18 protein-coding genes are annotated in these 17,735 nt (G+C 33.9%); 15 read left to right on the forward strand and 3 right to left on the reverse strand.

Going from position 1 to position 17,735, the window contains the following annotated elements:
• Window positions 1–74: 74 nt before the first annotated feature.
• The 3 genes from HNV08_RS06680 to HNV08_RS06690 all read right to left on the reverse strand — a co-directional run bounded on the left by HNV08_RS06680 (window position 75) and on the right by HNV08_RS06690 (window position 4,408).
• Complete coding sequence (locus HNV08_RS06680) at window positions 75–1,859, reverse strand: endonuclease (protein WP_173280397.1); 1,785 nt, start codon at window positions 1,857–1,859, stop codon at window positions 75–77.
• 221 nt (window positions 1,860–2,080) lie between these two features.
• Window positions 2,081–3,160: an endonuclease gene (locus HNV08_RS06685; RefSeq protein WP_173280398.1), complete on the reverse strand. Its 1,080-nt coding sequence runs from the start codon at window positions 3,158–3,160 to the stop codon at window positions 2,081–2,083.
• A gap of 36 nt (window positions 3,161–3,196) precedes the next feature.
• Window positions 3,197–4,408 carry an RsmB/NOP family class I SAM-dependent RNA methyltransferase gene (locus tag HNV08_RS06690; protein ID WP_173280399.1) on the reverse strand — a complete coding sequence of 404 codons (1,212 nt, stop codon included), beginning with the start codon at window positions 4,406–4,408 and terminating at the stop codon, window positions 3,197–3,199.
• Between the two features lie 176 nt (window positions 4,409–4,584).
• Between HNV08_RS06690 and HNV08_RS06695 the strand changes: the two genes are divergently transcribed.
• The 15 genes from HNV08_RS06695 to HNV08_RS06765 all read left to right on the forward strand — a co-directional run bounded on the left by HNV08_RS06695 (window position 4,585) and on the right by HNV08_RS06765 (window position 17,702).
• On the forward strand, window positions 4,585–5,163 hold the full coding sequence (locus tag HNV08_RS06695; protein ID WP_173280400.1) for an RNA polymerase sigma factor: 579 nt from the start codon (window positions 4,585–4,587) through the stop codon (window positions 5,161–5,163).
• A 39-nt stretch (window positions 5,164–5,202) separates the two neighbouring features.
• Window positions 5,203–5,517 (forward strand): hypothetical protein, encoded by a 315-nt coding sequence (locus HNV08_RS06700; RefSeq protein ID WP_173280401.1) that lies wholly within the window; start codon window positions 5,203–5,205, stop codon window positions 5,515–5,517.
• Between the two features lie 2 nt (window positions 5,518–5,519).
• Window positions 5,520–6,026 carry a hypothetical protein gene (locus HNV08_RS06705; protein ID WP_173280402.1) on the forward strand — a complete coding sequence of 169 codons (507 nt, stop codon included), beginning with the start codon at window positions 5,520–5,522 and terminating at the stop codon, window positions 6,024–6,026.
• A 122-nt stretch (window positions 6,027–6,148) separates the two neighbouring features.
• A complete protein-coding gene (locus HNV08_RS06710; protein WP_173280403.1) occupies window positions 6,149–6,439 on the forward strand; it encodes an EF-hand domain-containing protein in 291 nt (96 codons plus the stop codon).
• Window positions 6,440–6,657: 218 nt separating this feature from the next.
• Entirely contained in the window at window positions 6,658–8,250 is a 1,593-nt protein-coding gene (locus HNV08_RS06715) for a carbohydrate-binding domain-containing protein (protein ID WP_173280404.1), read from the forward strand.
• Between the two features lie 16 nt (window positions 8,251–8,266).
• Entirely contained in the window at window positions 8,267–8,794 is a 528-nt protein-coding gene (locus HNV08_RS06720; protein WP_173280591.1) for an EF-hand domain-containing protein, read from the forward strand.
• Window positions 8,795–8,848: 54 nt separating this feature from the next.
• Window positions 8,849–10,048: a YHYH protein gene (locus tag HNV08_RS16335; RefSeq protein WP_173280405.1), complete on the forward strand. Its 1,200-nt coding sequence runs from the start codon at window positions 8,849–8,851 to the stop codon at window positions 10,046–10,048.
• Between the two features lie 48 nt (window positions 10,049–10,096).
• Complete coding sequence (locus HNV08_RS06730) at window positions 10,097–11,242, forward strand: YHYH protein (protein ID WP_173280406.1); 1,146 nt, start codon at window positions 10,097–10,099, stop codon at window positions 11,240–11,242.
• A 61-nt stretch (window positions 11,243–11,303) separates the two neighbouring features.
• Complete coding sequence (locus HNV08_RS06735) at window positions 11,304–12,089, forward strand: YHYH protein (protein ID WP_173280407.1); 786 nt, start codon at window positions 11,304–11,306, stop codon at window positions 12,087–12,089.
• A gap of 50 nt (window positions 12,090–12,139) precedes the next feature.
• A complete protein-coding gene (locus tag HNV08_RS06740; protein WP_241697192.1) occupies window positions 12,140–12,721 on the forward strand; it encodes a toxin-antitoxin system YwqK family antitoxin in 582 nt (193 codons plus the stop codon).
• Entirely contained in the window at window positions 12,690–13,385 is a 696-nt protein-coding gene (locus tag HNV08_RS06745; protein WP_173280409.1) for an SCO family protein, read from the forward strand. Before HNV08_RS06740 ends, HNV08_RS06745 begins: the two co-directional genes overlap by 32 nt.
• Before the next feature lie 155 nt (window positions 13,386–13,540).
• A complete protein-coding gene (locus HNV08_RS06750) occupies window positions 13,541–14,617 on the forward strand; it encodes a YHYH protein (protein ID WP_173280410.1) in 1,077 nt (358 codons plus the stop codon).
• Window positions 14,618–15,196 (forward strand): hypothetical protein, encoded by a 579-nt coding sequence (locus HNV08_RS06755; protein ID WP_173280411.1) that lies wholly within the window; start codon window positions 14,618–14,620, stop codon window positions 15,194–15,196.
• Window positions 15,197–15,200: 4 nt separating this feature from the next.
• The gene (locus HNV08_RS06760) at window positions 15,201–16,499 is read left to right on the forward strand and encodes a sulfatase-like hydrolase/transferase (protein ID WP_173280412.1); all 1,299 of its coding nucleotides are present in this window, start codon (window positions 15,201–15,203) and stop codon (window positions 16,497–16,499) included.
• Window positions 16,500–16,580: 81 nt separating this feature from the next.
• The gene (locus tag HNV08_RS06765) at window positions 16,581–17,702 is read left to right on the forward strand and encodes a WD40/YVTN/BNR-like repeat-containing protein (RefSeq protein WP_173280413.1); all 1,122 of its coding nucleotides are present in this window, start codon (window positions 16,581–16,583) and stop codon (window positions 17,700–17,702) included.
• The last annotated feature ends 33 nt before the right edge of the window (window positions 17,703–17,735 follow it).

The raw sequence follows: 17,735 nt of genomic DNA on the forward strand, positions 1-17,735 counted from the left end.
AAATTATGAAGTATTCAACAAGTTTTAAACAAAAAAGCAGCTCAATGAGCTGCTTTTTTTAATATTCAGTATGTTTATTGTTTTACTAGTTTTTTTGTTACTGTAGCGTCGCCTTGCGAAATTTTCACAATATAAATTCCGGTTTTTAAATGTTGTAGATTAAACGTACTTGATTTGTTGATTAATTGTGTGACGACTTGTTTTCCTAGAATATCATAGATTTCTACAGATGTGTCAATTGCAGAGTTTAAACGTACAGTTAAATTATCCTTTACTGGGTTTGGGTGTAATTGAACCGTTTCAATGCTGTTGTCATTGATACTTAAGCCTGCGTAGCAGGTATATGATAGGTCATCAAACATTACTCTATTGCTTGTGTTAGAGTTGCTATCAATGATTACAGAAACAGTGTTTTCAGTATTTATATTTGGAATAGTAGTGGTTTGCTCCGTATCGCCATAAGGTATTGTGCCAACAACGGTTCCATTAACACTAACGTTAAATGTGCCACTTCCTCCACTAAAAACACGTTGTGTTGTTACGGTCAATGAACTAATGCCTCCAGATGTGGTTGGTAATGTGATAGCTCCATTTCTTACAGTAATTGCTCTTGTGTTTAAGGTTTGGTCTGTTCTTGCATCTGATGCATTCCAAGTACCGCCTTCATCACCTGTCCAAGTGACATCGTCATATGACCCAGAAGAGGTGCCAATATTTTCAAAAGTTTCGGTTAAGCATTCAGAATTACTTGTTCCATTATTGGTTGTAGTAGCACATGATTCATTGCTAAAATCGGATGTATTATTAGCTGCATCTTTTGCTTTAACTTTAAAACAATAATTTGTATCTGCTAATAAACCAGTTACTGTTGCGCTATTAGAAACGACGTTAAAGGAAAAAATATTATCTATATAAACATCGTATGAGGTTACAGCAATATCGTCAGTAGAGGGTGTCCAGTTTAAATCAATACTGTTATCAGTAGGATTAGAAGCAACTAGATTGGTTGGGTTGGTAGGTGCTTGCGTATCTGTAACAGGATTCCAAATCATGTTCGCGTATTCTGGATGATCTACAAACGGATTAGCGTTGCCTTGGTAATTGTATGCTGCGTTATTTCTATCTATTTCTGTTTGATCTACAGGATCTACATTGTAATGCCAATCTAGTAGCATAGTTATGGCCCAATCCTCTAAAGCCTGATCTTCGGTTCCGTTAAACATGTCAAAACTGGTATAACCGTCAACACTGTTTTCGTATCGTGTTACAAAATATAGAATGGCTCTTGCAATATCACCTTTAAATGCATCAATAGGTTCAAAAACATTTCCAGAATATCCAGATACATTACTGCTGCCTCTTTTAGATCCATTTAGAGAGGTCCAGCTTACAGAGCCTACAGTACCAAATGGTAAACTGCCTCTTTGACCATTAGCATAACCATCACTAGGTACAACATGATGAATATCATTTTGCATTGGTGAAGCGCTTCCAAAGGAAGATTGCGGAATAGTATGCTCTCGATTATAACAAACTCCTTCGGCATTGTAATTGCCACATTGGTTTGAACCATGATTAAAAGTATACGGATCTGTTCCATTTGGGTTTTCTGTGTAGTACATTAATATTGTACCGTCATTTTCATATCCTGTTTCCGTTGAATTGTCTGTATGCGTAGTTACGTATCCGCTATATAATGCACCATAACCTTGATCATTATGACCATTACTAATGATGTTTTTTAATTGTGTTTTAAGTGCATAACCTGTTAATCCGTTCGCACTATCATAATAGTCTGAAGGAATTTGAGCCATTGCAATATTGGAAACTAAAAAAAGTAAAATGTAAAGGTGTTTCATTCGAAATGAGATTAATGATCAAATTTTTTATAAAAGTAGTATATAAAATTGGTGATTTCCAACTTTGAAAGTTAATACTTCTTTGGTTTAACAAAAGTAGTTTTTTATTAGTTAGTGTTAATTTAAATAGAAGGAAGATATTGTTGTTTTATAATGATCTTTTTATACATCAAAAAAGGCAGCTCAATGCTGCCTTTTTCATTCTGTATATGTTCGCGAAATTATTGTTTTACCAATTTTTTCGTTATTGTTTTGTTATGCTGTGTCATTTTTATAACATAAATCCCTGTTTTGAGATCTTGTATATTTAGTGTGCTCGTTTTACTAATAGTGTTTTGGTATACACGCTTACCAAGGATGTCATAAATCTCTATGTTAGTATCAGAATTCGATGATAATTTTATAGTAAGATTATCCTTTACTGGATTAGGGTGAATACTTATTTCTGAAGCAATATTTTCTTCAATACTTAAAGCGTTAGCCCATATAGCATCTGCATATTCAGGATGATCTACAAACGGGTTAGCATTGCCTTGATAATTATATGCTGCATTGTTTCTATCAATTTCTCTTTGGTCTACAGGGTCTATATTGTTATGCCAATCTAACAAAACTGCTAATGCCCAAGTGTGTAGCACTTGGTCTTCTGTACCATTAAACATCACAAAACTAGTATAGCTATCTACCGTATCTTCATATCGCGTAGCAAAATAGAGAATTGCTCTAGCAATATCACCTTTAAATTCGTCTATAGGTTCAAATACTTCTCCAGAATAATTGGATAAAGTACTGTTTCCTTTTTTGCAGCCACTTAAAGATGTCCAGGTTGCAGTTCCTACTGTGCCAAATGGTAAATTACCTCTTTGGCTATTTACATAACCGTCTGTTGGCACCACATGATGTATGTCATTTTTCATAGGTAATGCTGCGCTAAAAGAACCTTGAGGTACTATTGATTCTCTATTATAGCAATCGCCTTCTGCGCTAATACTACCACATTGATTAGATGATCCATGCGTGTAAGAATAAGAATCTACGCCATTAGGGTTTTCACCATAATATAATAAAATAGTACCATCATTTTCGTAGCCACTTTCGACAACATTATCTGAGTGGGTTGAAATATAGCCAGTAAAGAGGGTGTTATAGCCTTGGTCTACATGACCATTGGATAGAATATTTTTTAATTCAGTCTTTAGTGCATAGCCAGATAATCCGTTTGCACTGTCGTAATAATTAGAAGGGATTTGAGCGTTTCCAATACTTACTATGCATAAAAATGCCAAGTAGATGTGTTTCATAATCAGTAAGTTAATAGTATTTGGGGAAATATTATTTTATTTTTTCTCTAGTAGAGCCATGTAAAAACCGTCAAAACTAGACGCAAAAGATAGTATTTTTCTGTCTTTTTTCAAAATAAAATCACTGCCAGACTCTGTAGCTAAGAACTTTTCGACTTGTTCTTGGTTTTCTGATGGTAGGACAGAACACGTAGCGTAAACCATTTTTCCTCCCGATTTTACCATTTTTGAATATTGTTGTAAAACTTCAAATTGTGTGTTCTTGATGTTTTCTATAAATTCAGGTTGTAATTTCCATTTTGCATCCGGATTTCGTCTTAAAACTCCTAAGCCAGAACAGGGTGCATCAATTAATAGGCGATCTGCTTTAGCATGTAATTTTTTAATAGGTTTAGTAGAGTCAATAACTTTCATTTCTATATTATGAACGCCATTTCTACGTGCTCTTATTTTGAGTTTTTTTAATTTACTTTCGTAAATATCCATTGCAATTAATTGGCCTTTGTTTTCCATTAATGAGGCTAAATGCAAGGTTTTACCACCTGCGCCAGCACATACATCAACGACTTTCATGCCAGGTTTAACGTCTAAATAATCGGCAACTAGTTGCGATGAAGCGTCTTGTACTTCAAACCACCCATTTTTAAATGCTTCTGTTTTAAAGACATTAGCGCGTTCAACAAGTTTTAATGCATATGGATGATTAGGTAAAGTTTCTGTTTCTATGTCTTCAGAACGCAACTTAAGTTGCAAGTCTTTTTTTGTTGTTTTTAGTGTATTAACACGTAAAATTACTTCAGCTTGCTCATTTTGCATAGCGATTTCTTTTGTCCATACCGTCGCTCCAAGTTCTTTAACACCTAAGTCGTCCATCCAATCAGGAATAGATTCTCTGTATTTTCTTATTTTAGATAACTCATCAAAACGTCCTTTTATCTTTCGTGTAGGTGTATCTGTAAAGTATTTCCAGTCTGGTAATTTTATGCCTTTTAAGGTGGCCCATACGGCAAACATTCGCCAAAGATCATCTCTGTGATATGGTGCCTTTACATTTGCAATTTCTGCATAAAGTCTTTGGTATCGTACAATTGTGTATACGGTTTCTGCGACAAAGCCTCTATCTCTGCTTCCCCAACGTTTGTCTCTTTTTAATAAACTTTGAATAACCTTATCTGCGTATTCGCCTTCATTAAAAATAAGGTGTAATCCGTCTATTACGGCAAAGCATAAATTTCTATGTAATCTCATAACTAATATTTAGTTTTCAGTACACGTTTAAATCGTGTATAAAAATAACGTGCAAAGGTAAGCTAAAAGATTAAAATTGTGTGACTTTATTCAAAAGTGTTACATTTGAAACCAATGGTATAGGTTTATGTCCTAAATAAAAAGTGTTGTAACAATGATAAACACCATTTAAGTATTTGATTGAAGCAGAGTTTATACAAGAATTAAAATTAAAAAGCACAAAAGCGTATAGTAAGCTTTTAGATGACTATCAACAAAAAGTGTTTAGCACATGTATTTCTTTTGTTCCTAATAAAGAAGATGCAGAAGATATTGCTCAAGACGTTTTTGTAGAGGTTTTTAATTCTATTACTAAATTCAAAGGTGAATCAAAATTATCAACTTGGATTTACAGAATTACAACAAATAAATGCTTAGAGTTTATTAGAAAAAAGAACACCAAGAAAAGGTTTGCATTTTTACAATCTATAACAGGAAACGCAATACCTATGGATAAAACGGATTACTTTACAGAAATGAATCATCCTGGGATTTTATTAGAAAATAAAGAGTTAAATGCAACATTGTTTAAAGCAATACAAAGTCTGCCAGAACGTCAAGCCGTTGTATTTACACTTCATAAAATTGATGGAAAGAGTTATCAAGAAATTTCTGAAATCACGACGCGCAGTGTGTCTTCGGTAGAATCATTAATGTTTAGAGCCAAAAAAAATCTCCAAAAGATTTTAGAAAATTATTATAAAAATGAACTCTAACGCAAGTTTTGGTAAAATTTTACATCTAAAGCTATAAGTATGAAACAAAATGTTGACATGAATAATAAAGTTAAAAACACTATAGATTCTGCAGAATCTATACAGAAGGTTGACGTGTCTCCTTTTTTTAAAGCTAATGTAATGCATAAGATTCGTAATACATCTGAAGAAATTCAAGATGCAACGTGGTCTTGGTTTACACCAAAATTGCAGCTAGCGACGCTGGTTTGTGTTGTCGTTTTAAACATAATAGCGTTTAATAGTTTGCAAAAAAGTGATTATATTGAAAGTGTAAATAGTTTTGCAGAATCTTATGGATTATCTACAACTACAGAATCGACGATATTAAATTAATTATGAAAAAAAATACAATTCTTTACATATTATTGGTTTTTCTAATTGCGGTTAACGGATTTTTCTTATTTAATCATATTGGATATGAACCGACAAATGATCCCAAGAAATCTCAGCAGAATAAAGAATTTATTGTAGAAGAACTTGGTTTTAATGCGAGTCAGACCAAAGAATTTAAAGAAAAGAGCAAAGGCCATCATAAAACGATGATGCGATTAACTGATGATGTAAGAAAACTAAAAGACGAACTGTTTGGTACATTGTCTGATGAAACAATAAACGAAGCAACAATAGATTCCATTTCTAATTTAATATGTGAAATTGAAAAGGAAAAAGAAAAGGAGATTTTTTATCATTTTAAAATGATTAGAGATATCGCTAATGCAGAGCAGCGAGAAAAATTTAATACGATTTTGTTAGATGCATTACGACAAGGAGATAGAGGAAATAGGCCACCTCCTCAAGATGGTGCAGAAGGACATCGACCTCCACCACCAAGACATAATTAAGAATTGAAATTAAAGACCTTTAAAATGATTGAAGGTCTTTTTTTTATGTTTTATTTAACAAAGACAAACACAAGTAATTTAATTATAAATCATCTAAACTTATATAACTTAAAACTTAAAAGATGAAAAATAGCAAATTGAAGACGGTATTATTAGTATTTGGAATGGCATTGTTTATGTCAAATTATTCTTATGGTCAATCTCAAGACCGACAAGCAAGAAAAGAACCACCAACTTATGCTCAACTATTAAAAGAAATGGACGCTAATGAAGATGGTAAACTGGCAAAAGATGAATTAAAAGGCCCTTTAAAAGATGATTTTACAAAAATTGATACGGACGAAGATGGTTTTATTTCAGAAGAAGAATTTAAAAATGCACCGAAACCAGAACGTAAGAAGCGCAATAAATAGCTTAATGATAAAATGAGTTAATCCAATTTTTTTTGATTGATTGATAGATTGGATACTAAAGGCTTCGTAAGAAATTACGAAGCTTTTTTTAAAATAAAATAAAAAGGAAGCACAAGTTTAAAATGAGAAACACATCTAAAATTACATGACCTAACAGATTATGGCCATAAATAAATGATAAGAATTTTAAAATAATACGAACCTAAAAATTTATAGAGATGATAAGACTTAAAAAGATAAGAAAACCTGCTTTAGCAGCGTTATTAATAGGTGTGTCTTTATTTACTTTTAATGCATGTAGTGATGATGAAAGTGAAACTATTGTAACATACTCAGACGATGTTATTATTACTGATGGTAATATAACAAGTACTGCAGAAGGAGATACGTATAACACAGGTTACGATGAAGATGATTTAGTAGAAAATGCAACGTTTGCAAACACTGTTCAAATTGTATATTCAGATACAGATGTGACAATTACCAATCCTGTTCCTTATGATGTTGTAGTCACTCTAGATGGCGCAGATGTTACTATTAACTCAACCATTTCAGAAGTAGCATACGAAGTTTCAGGATCTACTACAGATGGTATGTTGAAAATTTACAGCGATAAAAAATTTAAACTAACGTTAAGTGATTTAAGCATCACAAATGCAGATGGTCCTGCAATTAATATTCAATCGTCAAAAACTGTTTTTGTAATTCTAGAAGGCACTAATAACTTAACTGACGCCTCAACTTACAGTAATATTCCTGATGATGAAGATGCAAAAGCCACTTTTTTTAGTGAAGGACAACTAGTGTTTAGTGGATCTGGAGCTCTTAATATAGCAGGTCTTTATAAACATGGAATTGTCAGTGATGATTATGTTAGAGTGATCAGCGGAACAATTTCTGTAACAGAAGCTGTCTCTGATGGTATACATGCCAATGATTACATAATTGTCGATGGTGGTACGCTTAACTTATCTGTAGGTAGTGATGGTTTGGATTGCGAAGAAGGTTATGTCATAATTAATGATGGCTCGTTGAATATAAATGCTATTGATGATGGAATTGCAGCTTCATATGATATAGATGAAGAAGATGAACCTGATGATTCTGTTTTGCCTAACGTTACAATAAATGGTGGCGATTTTGTTATTATTACAACTGAAGGAGAAGGAATTGAAGCCAAAGGTATTTTAACAATTAACGACGGTAATATTAATATCAGCGCTTATGACGATGGTTTAAATTCAGGTGGAAATTTATATATTAATGGAGGAAATCATTATGTGTATAGTACATTAAATGATGCTATAGATAGTAATTCAAATATTACAGTTACAGGAGGAACTACCATTGCGATAGCAATACGAACCGATGAACCAGATGGTAGTTTTGATTGTGATGACGACATTTTTAAAATCACAGGCGGAACCATTTTAGGGTTAGGCTTAAACACCTCCTTTCCTTCAGAAACTGAAAGTACACAAAACACTGTTATTTTCGATGGAATAAATGCCAATCAATTATTAAATATACAATCGGAAGATGGTACAGAAGCCTTGACGTTTGAAGTGCCTTATAGTGTAAATACTATTATATATTCTAATGGAAAATTAGAATCAGGACAAACTTATCATATTTATACAGGTGGCAGTGTAAGTAATGGAACAGCCATCAATGGATTGTACACTTCAGGTATTTATACAGGAGGTATAGCATCAAGTAATTCATTTACTATAACTAATACAGTAACACAAATAGGAGGCGAAATGGGACCAACTGGTGAGCCAGGAGAAGGTGGTCCAGGAGGTCATTAATAATATAAATAAACATATGAAAAGTAAAACATTAGCATTCACAATTTTAGCGTTATTATGCTCTGCAATAGGATTAGCACAAGGACCTCCTGGAGGAGGTCAAGGCGGTAGAGGAGGTAGACAAGGCGGACCACCAAAAGGAGAAAAACCAGAGGCTTCAGAAATTTTAAAGTTATTGGATACCAATGGCGATGATAAAATAGATAAAGAAGAAGCTTCAAAAGACGAAAGAGGAAAAATAGCAAAGGATTTTGATGTAATAGACACCAATGAAGATGGGTTTATAGATTTAGAAGAGCTTAAAGCAGAAATTGAACGTAAAGGACCGCGAAAAGTATCTGCTAAAAAACTATTAAAAGAAGTTGATCAAGATGAAGATGGTACTTTAAATGAATTAGAAGTTGCAGCGAAGGATAAACGCGATTTAATGGAGCATTTTTCAGAAATTGATAGTAATGGAGATGGCCAATTAGATTTAGAAGAATTAGAAGCGTTTTATAATGCTAAGGATGATAGTAAGAAGAAAAGAAAACGAAAGGATTAAACCATATTCAATGGTTTTTTTGTAAATTAAAAGAGAACCACAAAACAACATTCTATGAAGTATTCCATTTTTTCTAAATCCATTATTTTTTTTTCATTGATTACAGCTTTAGTGAGTTGTAAGCAAACTATTAAATCAGAGGCAGATAGCCATGAGGATTATCCAGAAGATGGACGTCCTTCTGTTACTGAATTAATAAAAGAAATGGATGCTAATACAGATCATAAACTATCAAAATCTGAAGTTCATGGGCCTTTAGCAGATGATTTTTCAAAAATTGATACCAATGATGACGGTTTTCTATCTCAAGAAGAATTAGAAAATGCACCAAAACCAGAGCGCGGTAAATCTAGAAAGGTGGACAATTCTAATAATGTTCAAACAGATTTTGAAGTCACTGTAAATGTCAATCCTTCTTTATTTATAAAAGAGCGTATGTTACAAGAAATTAAACAAGAAGAGCGAACTCTTGCAGATGGAACTGTAGCGCTTTGTTATATTATCACAACAGCATCTCAACCACATGAACATAAAATGGGACCATGGTGTCCAACACATATTAATGATAGTAAGGATAAAGGAGGAATCTGGTTTAAAGATGATAAAGTCTATGATGTAGACGGTCATTTTATAGCTAACCTAAAAGATTTTTATAGCGATGAGGAATGGGCTTTGTTTAGAGAAGACGGTTCTATAAAGGTAACAGAAACTCAAGATGAATGTGAAGCAGCAGCGAGGCCAGACGTTGATGAGAAGTACCATAATTATTGCGTACAATGTTTACCAGATTATTACAAAGAAAAAGTCTCCACTTATGTAATTCCGGTAAAACCGATGTATTTAGAAAGCCCAAATTCATTAGGAGGCAATGGTATTGGAATTGCTTTTAATGGTGTTAATTTTGATGCTGCGGCACCAACACATGCTATTCTTGCAGCACATACTTTGGCACCTTTAGATGATGCTGGTGGACATGTCAATCCTCATTCTGGATATCATTACCATGCCGTAACAGGTGCAACAAAAGAGGTGGCGCAAACCGATGAGCACGCGCCAATGCTTGGCTATGCCTTAGATGGTTTTGGCATCTACGCACATAAAGACAGTAACGGAAAAGCAATTACAGATTTGGATGATTGTAATGGTCATTATGATACTATTAGAGGATATCATTACCATGCAGGAGATGCAGGAAGCAATAAGATTTTAGGTTGCTTGCATGGTATCAGTGGATCATTAACCGTAGAGAATTAAAAAAATGAAACGTGAATAAATTTGTTTTAGAAACTGATAAATAAAAACATGAAAAATATATTTATAATGGGTGTTTTTGCTATGGGTATCTTAGTAAGTTGCAATAGCCAAAAGAAGAATGGTGATCACACACACGATGGTTCAGAACCACATTCACACGCTAGTGAAAACCTCGCTAATGTAAATGATTATTTTGGTGCCTATGAATTGGTAGATGAATCCTATGGTACCAAAACAAAAGTAACGCTTACAGCTACGGAACGCGTTATGGTAACTAATGCTTTGCCAAATCATAAAACAGGAGAATTTCCAAACCCTGGAAATCCAAATGCCATATCGGCTCAAAACAGAACGTATAATTTTCCTTTGCATCCAAAATATATAGGTAATGCAACTTGGGCAAGAGAACCTGGAGTTGCACTCAACGGTATTAAATTTGAACCTGGTACAGCTGAAGTTGTAGCATGTGAAACCGGTGAGAGTTATAGAGTTGAGGCACTTCAAGATGTGATTGATTTAGGCTTAGATTTTAATCATGCACACGTGCAACCTACAGGAGCGTATCATTATCATGGTACACCAACATCAGTAATTAATGATTTTGATACTGGAGAAGATTTAGTTCATGTTGGTTTTGCCCATGACGGTTTTCCAATGTATTACTCAAAAAGTGGTAAATATAAGCCAAGTTTTAAGGCTTTAGATGGCGACAGAGAAGGCGAAGATTGTTCTTATGAAAACCCGCACCAATCCATTGATATTTCTGTTGGAGGTCATCATGATGGTACCTATACATCAGATTTTGAATACGTTGAAGGATCTGGAGATTTAGACGAGTGTAACGGTATTACAATTGAGGGTAAGTATATGTATTTGGTTACCAATGAGTTTCCATACATTGGTAGATGCTTAATGGGAGCGGTATCTCAAAAAGAAGGTCGTGCAGCGGGAATAGGTCAAGGTAGAGGAGGTCAAGGACCAAATGGAAGACCTGGTGGAAAACGACCAAGCTTTGACGAAATTATTGAAATGATGGATGCTAATAGTGATAATAAAATTTCTAAAACGGAAGCAAAAGGACCGCTTAATGAAAACTTTGAAGATTTTGATAAAAACAAAGATGGTTTTTTGACAAAAGAAGAGTTTGAAAATGAAGGTAATAGAAAAGGAAACAGACCACCTAAAAATAATTGATAGAGCAGCGCAAGTTTTTTTTAAGGTTCACATCTAAATATAAAACATAAAAAAAATACACATGAAGAATATATTTAAATTATTGGGTTTAATGATAGTCGTCTTTTCAATTAATATGGCGTGCTCTTCAGATGACAGTACAACTTCTACAGATGATATTGATGGGTCAGATGATGAAGTGGTAACAGAATTACATGCCGCATTTGCAGAATTCAATACAGATGCTGTAACTGTAATGTTATCTGATGATGGTACAGAAATTTATATTGAAACTACAGGTTTTCCAAACCACACGTCTATATATTGGGAAACAGATCATGCGCTTTATATAGATGAACCAACAGTAACAAAAACAACTCAAGATACGTATATTGGAGGTGGAACAGGTGAAGCATCTAGTTTTACCGTCGATGCAACACCAAATCTAACAGGTTCTACGGTTGCTACGCAGTTAAATACTATAGGTATTGCAGTTAGTGGCGCAGCTATATTTAACGATCAAGAAGGTGCAGGAGATTTAGATCAGGCTGCAGGTAGCTTAGATTACAATGGCGCACATAAAGGTCCAGGTGTATATCATTACCATTTAGAGCCTAGATCAATATCTAATGATGATGATAAATTGGTAGGTATTCTTCTCGATGGTGTATTTATATACGGAAGAAGAGATTACCCTTCTAACGATTACCCTACAGATTTAGATGCGTCTGGAGGACATTTTGGACCTACACCACATAATCCAGATGGCGAATATCATTATCACATTATTAATGAAGAGTATAATGCACCATTATATGGCTATGATGAAGCTATCGTACTTTTTGCAGGACCATTTCAAGGCTACTAAATATGGGAAATCTGAGGCTTCCTTTTGTTGTGATGAGTATGTTTTTTATAATGAGTTGTACGAAAGTAAAGCCCGAAAAAACAGTAATTAACAACCTTAAAGATGACTCTTACATAGTTATAGATTCCTTAGAGGTTTTAAAAGAAGAATTAGTACTGAATGGAAATATTGGACAATGGTTTTTTAATGATAAACCATTTAATGGATATTCTTTAAAATACTATCCTAATGGCGTTTTGGAAGAAAAATGGGGTTTTTATAATGGGAAAAGGGAAGGTGTTGCAAAACGTTGGACAAAAAATGGAAAGCTTCAAGTAGAATCGTATTATAAAAATAACCGATTAAACGGTGTTTATAAAAGTTGGTGGGAGAATGATTCCATAGCGAGTTTGGCTTATTATAAAAATGGATTGTTACAAGGCGTAGAAAAAAAATGGTATGCAACAGGCCAGCTTGCAAAACTGCGTAATCTAGTAGATGGAAAAGAACAAGGTTTTCAAAAAGCTTGGTTAGACAATGGTACATTATATGTTAATTATGAAGCCAAAAATGGACGAATTTTTGGAATGAGAAGAGCAAATTCATGTGTAAGATTAGAAGATGAAGTTATTATTAGAAATAAAAAGATATAGATTTTATTTGCTTTTTTTATTGGTCACAACCATGGGTTGTAAGGAACAAGTTAAAAAAGAAGATAAGGCAGTTGAAGACACTAGCAGAGTAGATTATTTGCCATTTTATAAAGATGAATCCTTTACGCCATACTGGATAATTCCTGGTAGCGAAGAGGAACGAAATTTTCATAAAATTGCAGATTTTAAATTACTAAATCAGTTAGGAGATACAATAACACAACACACCTTTGCAAATAAGATTTATATAACCGATTTCTTTTTTACAACCTGTCCTGGGATTTGTCCTAAAATGACTGGTAATATGGCAAAATTACAAGAAGAATTTAAGCAAGATAATGATATATTATTGTTGTCCCATTCGGTTATGCCAAGTGTTGATACTGTTTCAATTTTAAAATCTTATGCCTTGCAGAATAATGTCATAGATAGTAAATGGCATTTGGCAACAGGCGATAGAAATGAAATCTATGCGCTTGGGAGAGAACAGTATTTTGTAGAAAATGATTTAGGCGAAATTAAAAGCAATGATGATTTTTTGCATACCGAGAATTTTTTGTTGATAGATAAAAATAAACATATTAGAGGTATTTATAATGGTTTAAATAGAGCATCAATAGCGCAGCTTATTATTGATGTAAAAGCCTTGAAAGAAGAAAGTTAATGTGATGGTTAACTTCATTTTGATTGATTGATAGCTAAAAAGCTTTGTGATTATTCGCAAAGCTTTTTTATTGGTTTAAATGGGAATATGTTAATCGGATTTTAAACCAAACAAAGAAAATTTAGTGTAATACATATGACCAATCCAAATAAATAATGAAACAACTATTTAAGTTAATCCTTGTTATTGTAACATCAAGTGTTATGACATGCTCAAATTCTGACGACACGTCTTGTACCACATCTATTTGGTACCAAGATTTAGATGAAGATGGATTAGGAAACCTAGATGTGACAATTGAAGCTTGTGAGCAACCAATAGGTTATGTGTCAAATCACTCAGATACAGATGATTCTGGTTGCGAATCTACTCAAGTGTTAGACAGTTCTAGAGGCGCATGTAACGAAACATTAAGTTTTGTCAGTTCTTATACTCAGACTATTTCCGGATCAAATAGAATCATTTCATCAAATAGTATCCCAGAACATATGGTTGGCCGTTTTGGAATGGGCGCAGGTTCATTGAATCCTAATGCGATTTCAGAACAAAATGAATCGTATATAATCACTCTGAATCCTGAAGTTGCGAATACATTTACAGCATTATTATCAACTACAGGAAATGGTCCAAATGTAGGACCTCAATATTCATTCGGTGTATTATTAAATGGTGTGGAATTAGATCCTGTAGCTGCTGAACCTTTTCCGCATGAAGGTGTAATGAGTGCTAATGTTAATTGGGAGTGGAATTTAGAAGCTCTCAACGTTAATTTAGGGTTAGATTGTAATAGTGCTCATGTACAACCTACAGGGAAATACCATTATCATGGTTCGCCTGTATTATTTTTAGACGCTTTAAATGTGCCAACCAATGCCATGACATTAATTGGTTATGCAGCAGATGGATTTCCTATCTACTACAAATATGCCTATTCCGATGCATCAGATTCTAACTCGTCCGTTGTTTCAATGGCTTCTAGTTATCAGTTAAAATCTGGAAATAGAGGAGGTGATGGTGTTACTGCACCATGTGGTGTTTTTGATGGTGTGTATTCTAATGATTACGAATATATTTCAGGTTTAGGAACGTTAGATGAAGCCAATGGAAGAACAGGTGTTACACCAGAATATCCAACTGGTACGTATTATTATGTGCTCACAGATGAATTTCCAAGTATTCCAAGATATTTTAGAGGGACGCCATCAAATGATTTTAAAATAGGAAATAATTAAATGAATCATTTGCGTTTCTTTTTAGTCGTTACGCTAATATTTTCAACATTTAGTTTTGCGCATGATGCCAATAAGTCTTTTTTCAAAATACAGCAAAAAGGTCAAAATGTTGAGGTACAAGCCGAATTTCCTTGGAGCATAAGGAATGCTGTTATCAAGGCGTTTCCAGATTTAGAAAACTCGAATTTACAATCTGATTTTGAAGCCGCTTTTTTTCAATACATAGACCATCATTTTCAGATAGCTCATGGTAATTCAGCTTTAAAATTAGTAGCTGTAGAAGAGGTGGCTCATTCTGGTCATTCGCATCAAAATAATTTTGTATTATTATATGAAGGTAATGCGTTCGATACGATTAAAAATACAATATTGTTCAATATTTATAAAGATCAAGAAAACTATCACGAAATCTTAATTGAACCGAATTCTATAAAATTTATAACCTCCATAGATGCCGATACGTTTAAATTACAAGACACTTCAGCAGAAAATTATAACGACTTGTTTTTAATAGGCTTGGTGTTATTAAGTGTCGTTGTTGTATTTTTAGGGATAGCGTATAAAAGAAGAAATAAGTAATGTTATGATGGTTAATAGAAATATTGTTTTCCTATTATGTATTCTGCTATTAGTGTCTTGTGGTAATGATGATAATAGCGGAACTCAAGATGATGAAGAAACTATGCAACCTTCTGTTCCTAATATTTTGCTCGTAATAGCAGATGATATGGGTTTAGATGCTACTCCAAATTATGCTATAGGTAGTCAGAAACCTAATATGCCTAACCTTCAAAATTTAATGGCTAACGGCATTACGTTTACCAATGTTTGGGCAAATCCGGTATGTAGTCCAACGAGAGCTTCAATTCTAACAGGACATTACGGAACTAATAATGGCGTGACACGTGTAGGACATCAATTGAGTAATTCGGCGCATATTTTACAAAATGATATGCCAAATTATGCAACAGCTCTAATTGGGAAATGGCATTTGTCTAATGATGTAAATCAGCCATTATCAATGGGTATTGATTATTATGCAGGTATTTTGTCTGGAGGTGTTGATGATTACGAAAGTTGGGATCTTATAGAAGAAGGTGTAACCACAACAAGTACGGAATATGTAACTACAAAACTCACAGATCTTGCTATTGATTGGGTAGAAGATCAAGATCAACCTTGGTTTTTATGGATGGCGTACAATGCACCACATACACCGTTTCATTTACCACCAACAGACTTACATAGTCAAGGCGATTTACCGACAAATCAGTCCAGTATAAATGCTAACCGATTGGTTTATTATTTAGCAGCATTAGAAGCCCTTGATACTGAAATGGGAAGATTATTACAATCTATGACTGCTGAGGAGCGCGACAATACCATCATTATTTTTATTGGAGATAACGGCTCGCCAGGACAAGTTGCACAAGCTTATGGACAAGGAAAAGCAAAAGGCTCTATGTATCAAGGAGGTGTGAATGTACCAATGGTTATTTCTGGTAAAAACGTAACACGATTAAATGCCACAGACAATAACTTAATTAGCGCAACTGATTTGTATGATACTATTGTAGAATTATCTGGAAATACAACTGTACAACATAATGATAGCGAAAGCTTTAAAGATGTGTTGTCTCATGCAACTGCGGTAAATAGAGATTATTTGTTTTCTGAAGTCAGTTATGTTGGTGGTACCGCAGACTTTGCAACAAGAAATTTAACACATAAGTACATTAGATTCGCGGATAATACAGAAGCCTTTTTCCATTTGGCAGAAGATCCATTTGAAGATTTCAATTTATTAGACCAAACCATGACGAGTGCTGAGTTGGCTATTTACAACGCATTAAAAACGGAATTAGAAAATACTATAAATTAAAAATAGGTTGTTTAAGAATTAGAAAAGCTTTGTGGTAAATATGCCGTAAAGCTTTTTTATATTTAAGGAAAATATAGCACTATGAATAAATTGTTTTTAAATCTTGTTATAGCGTTTGTAAGTATAGGAATTGGTAGTTTCTGTTTAAATATATTTAATAATAATTTTGACACCCTAAACACAAAGCGAAAAACAGTTAGTATAGAAACATTGGTTGAAGATTCTACACTAAATGTTAGAGCCATTGACCTTGTTAAAAAACCTCAAGAGTTTCTTGTGTATTTGACATCTAGAGGCGAATTTGGCGTGTTGCTTCCTAAATATTTCATTGAGCATGTAGATTCCTTAAGTGATTTACCATTTTATAATCATAAAATTAATTTGTCTAAGGATTCGTTAAAGTTAAATTTTAGAGCCATGGCCATTCGAGATGAATATGGTTATGGGATCACTATTGGCAATCCTGCTATGGTGTATAGCTTAGATGCAGATTTGGAAAAAAATAAGGTTGTTTATCAAGAAAACCATCCAAAAGTGTTCTATGATTCTATGGACTTCTGGAACGACCAAGAAGGGATTGCTATTGGAGACCCAACAGACGATTGTATGAGTGTTATTATTACTAGAGATGGCGGAAACACATGGACAAAACTATCTTGTGAGGAGTTACCAAAAGCAAAAGAAGGCGAAGCTGCATTTGCTGCTAGTGATACCAATATTGCTATTGTTGGCGACCATACTTGGGTGGCAACAGGAGGGAAGGCAAGTAGAATTATATATTCATCAGATAAAGGGAAAACATGGGAAGTTTTTGAAACACCAATTATACAAGGTAAAGAAACAACAGGTATGTATTCCGTAGATTTTTATGATGAAAAAAATGGTTTTGCAATTGGAGGTGATTATACCAAACCTAATGCCACAATAAATAATAAAATTAGAACGCATGATGGTGGAAAAACTTGGCAAGTGGTTGCTAACGGAATAGGACCTGGTTACAGAAGTTGTGTGCAATATATTCCTAATTCTAAAGGAAAAGAACTTGTTGCCATTGGTTTTAAAGGTATAGATTATAGCAGTGATGCAGGGAATTCATGGCAACATCTCAGTGACGAAGGTTTTTATACTATTCGTTTTGCAAACGATTCTGTGGCTTACGCAGCAGGAAAAGGGAGAATTAGTAAATTAACGTTTAGAGAATAAAAATAGGAAGCCTTTTGAGCTTCCTGTGATCTG

Origin of the sequence: Winogradskyella eckloniae (genome assembly GCF_013249045.1) — a bacterium.
Taxonomy (GTDB): domain Bacteria; phylum Bacteroidota; class Bacteroidia; order Flavobacteriales; family Flavobacteriaceae; genus Winogradskyella; species Winogradskyella eckloniae.

Excerpts from the sequence above, each read along its gene's own strand:
- HNV08_RS06680 (WP_173280397.1), bottom strand. The coding sequence starts at position 1,859 with ATGAAACACCTTTACATTTTACTTTTTTTAGTTTCCAATATTGCAATG.
- HNV08_RS06745 (WP_173280409.1), top strand. The coding sequence starts at position 12,690 with ATGAAGTTATTATTAGAAATAAAAAGATATAGATTTTATTTGCTTTTT.
- HNV08_RS06685 (WP_173280398.1), bottom strand. The coding sequence starts at position 3,160 with ATGAAACACATCTACTTGGCATTTTTATGCATAGTAAGTATTGGAAAC.
- HNV08_RS06755 (WP_173280411.1), top strand. The coding sequence starts at position 14,618 with ATGAATCATTTGCGTTTCTTTTTAGTCGTTACGCTAATATTTTCAACA.
- HNV08_RS06730 (WP_173280406.1), top strand. The coding sequence starts at position 10,097 with ATGAAAAATATATTTATAATGGGTGTTTTTGCTATGGGTATCTTAGTA.
- HNV08_RS06720 (WP_173280591.1), top strand. The coding sequence starts at position 8,267 with ATGAAAAGTAAAACATTAGCATTCACAATTTTAGCGTTATTATGCTCT.
- HNV08_RS06750 (WP_173280410.1), top strand. The coding sequence starts at position 13,541 with ATGAAACAACTATTTAAGTTAATCCTTGTTATTGTAACATCAAGTGTT.
- HNV08_RS06760 (WP_173280412.1), top strand. The coding sequence starts at position 15,201 with ATGATGGTTAATAGAAATATTGTTTTCCTATTATGTATTCTGCTATTA.
- HNV08_RS06735 (WP_173280407.1), top strand. The coding sequence starts at position 11,304 with ATGAAGAATATATTTAAATTATTGGGTTTAATGATAGTCGTCTTTTCA.
- HNV08_RS06715 (WP_173280404.1), top strand. The coding sequence starts at position 6,658 with ATGATAAGACTTAAAAAGATAAGAAAACCTGCTTTAGCAGCGTTATTA.
- HNV08_RS06705 (WP_173280402.1), top strand. The coding sequence starts at position 5,520 with ATGAAAAAAAATACAATTCTTTACATATTATTGGTTTTTCTAATTGCG.
- HNV08_RS06690 (WP_173280399.1), bottom strand. The coding sequence starts at position 4,408 with ATGAGATTACATAGAAATTTATGCTTTGCCGTAATAGACGGATTACAC.
- HNV08_RS06740 (WP_241697192.1), top strand. The coding sequence starts at position 12,140 with ATGAGTTGTACGAAAGTAAAGCCCGAAAAAACAGTAATTAACAACCTT.
- HNV08_RS06710 (WP_173280403.1), top strand. The coding sequence starts at position 6,149 with ATGAAAAATAGCAAATTGAAGACGGTATTATTAGTATTTGGAATGGCA.
- HNV08_RS16335 (WP_173280405.1), top strand. The coding sequence starts at position 8,849 with ATGAAGTATTCCATTTTTTCTAAATCCATTATTTTTTTTTCATTGATT.
- HNV08_RS06700 (WP_173280401.1), top strand. The coding sequence starts at position 5,203 with ATGAAACAAAATGTTGACATGAATAATAAAGTTAAAAACACTATAGAT.
- HNV08_RS06765 (WP_173280413.1), top strand. The coding sequence starts at position 16,581 with ATGAATAAATTGTTTTTAAATCTTGTTATAGCGTTTGTAAGTATAGGA.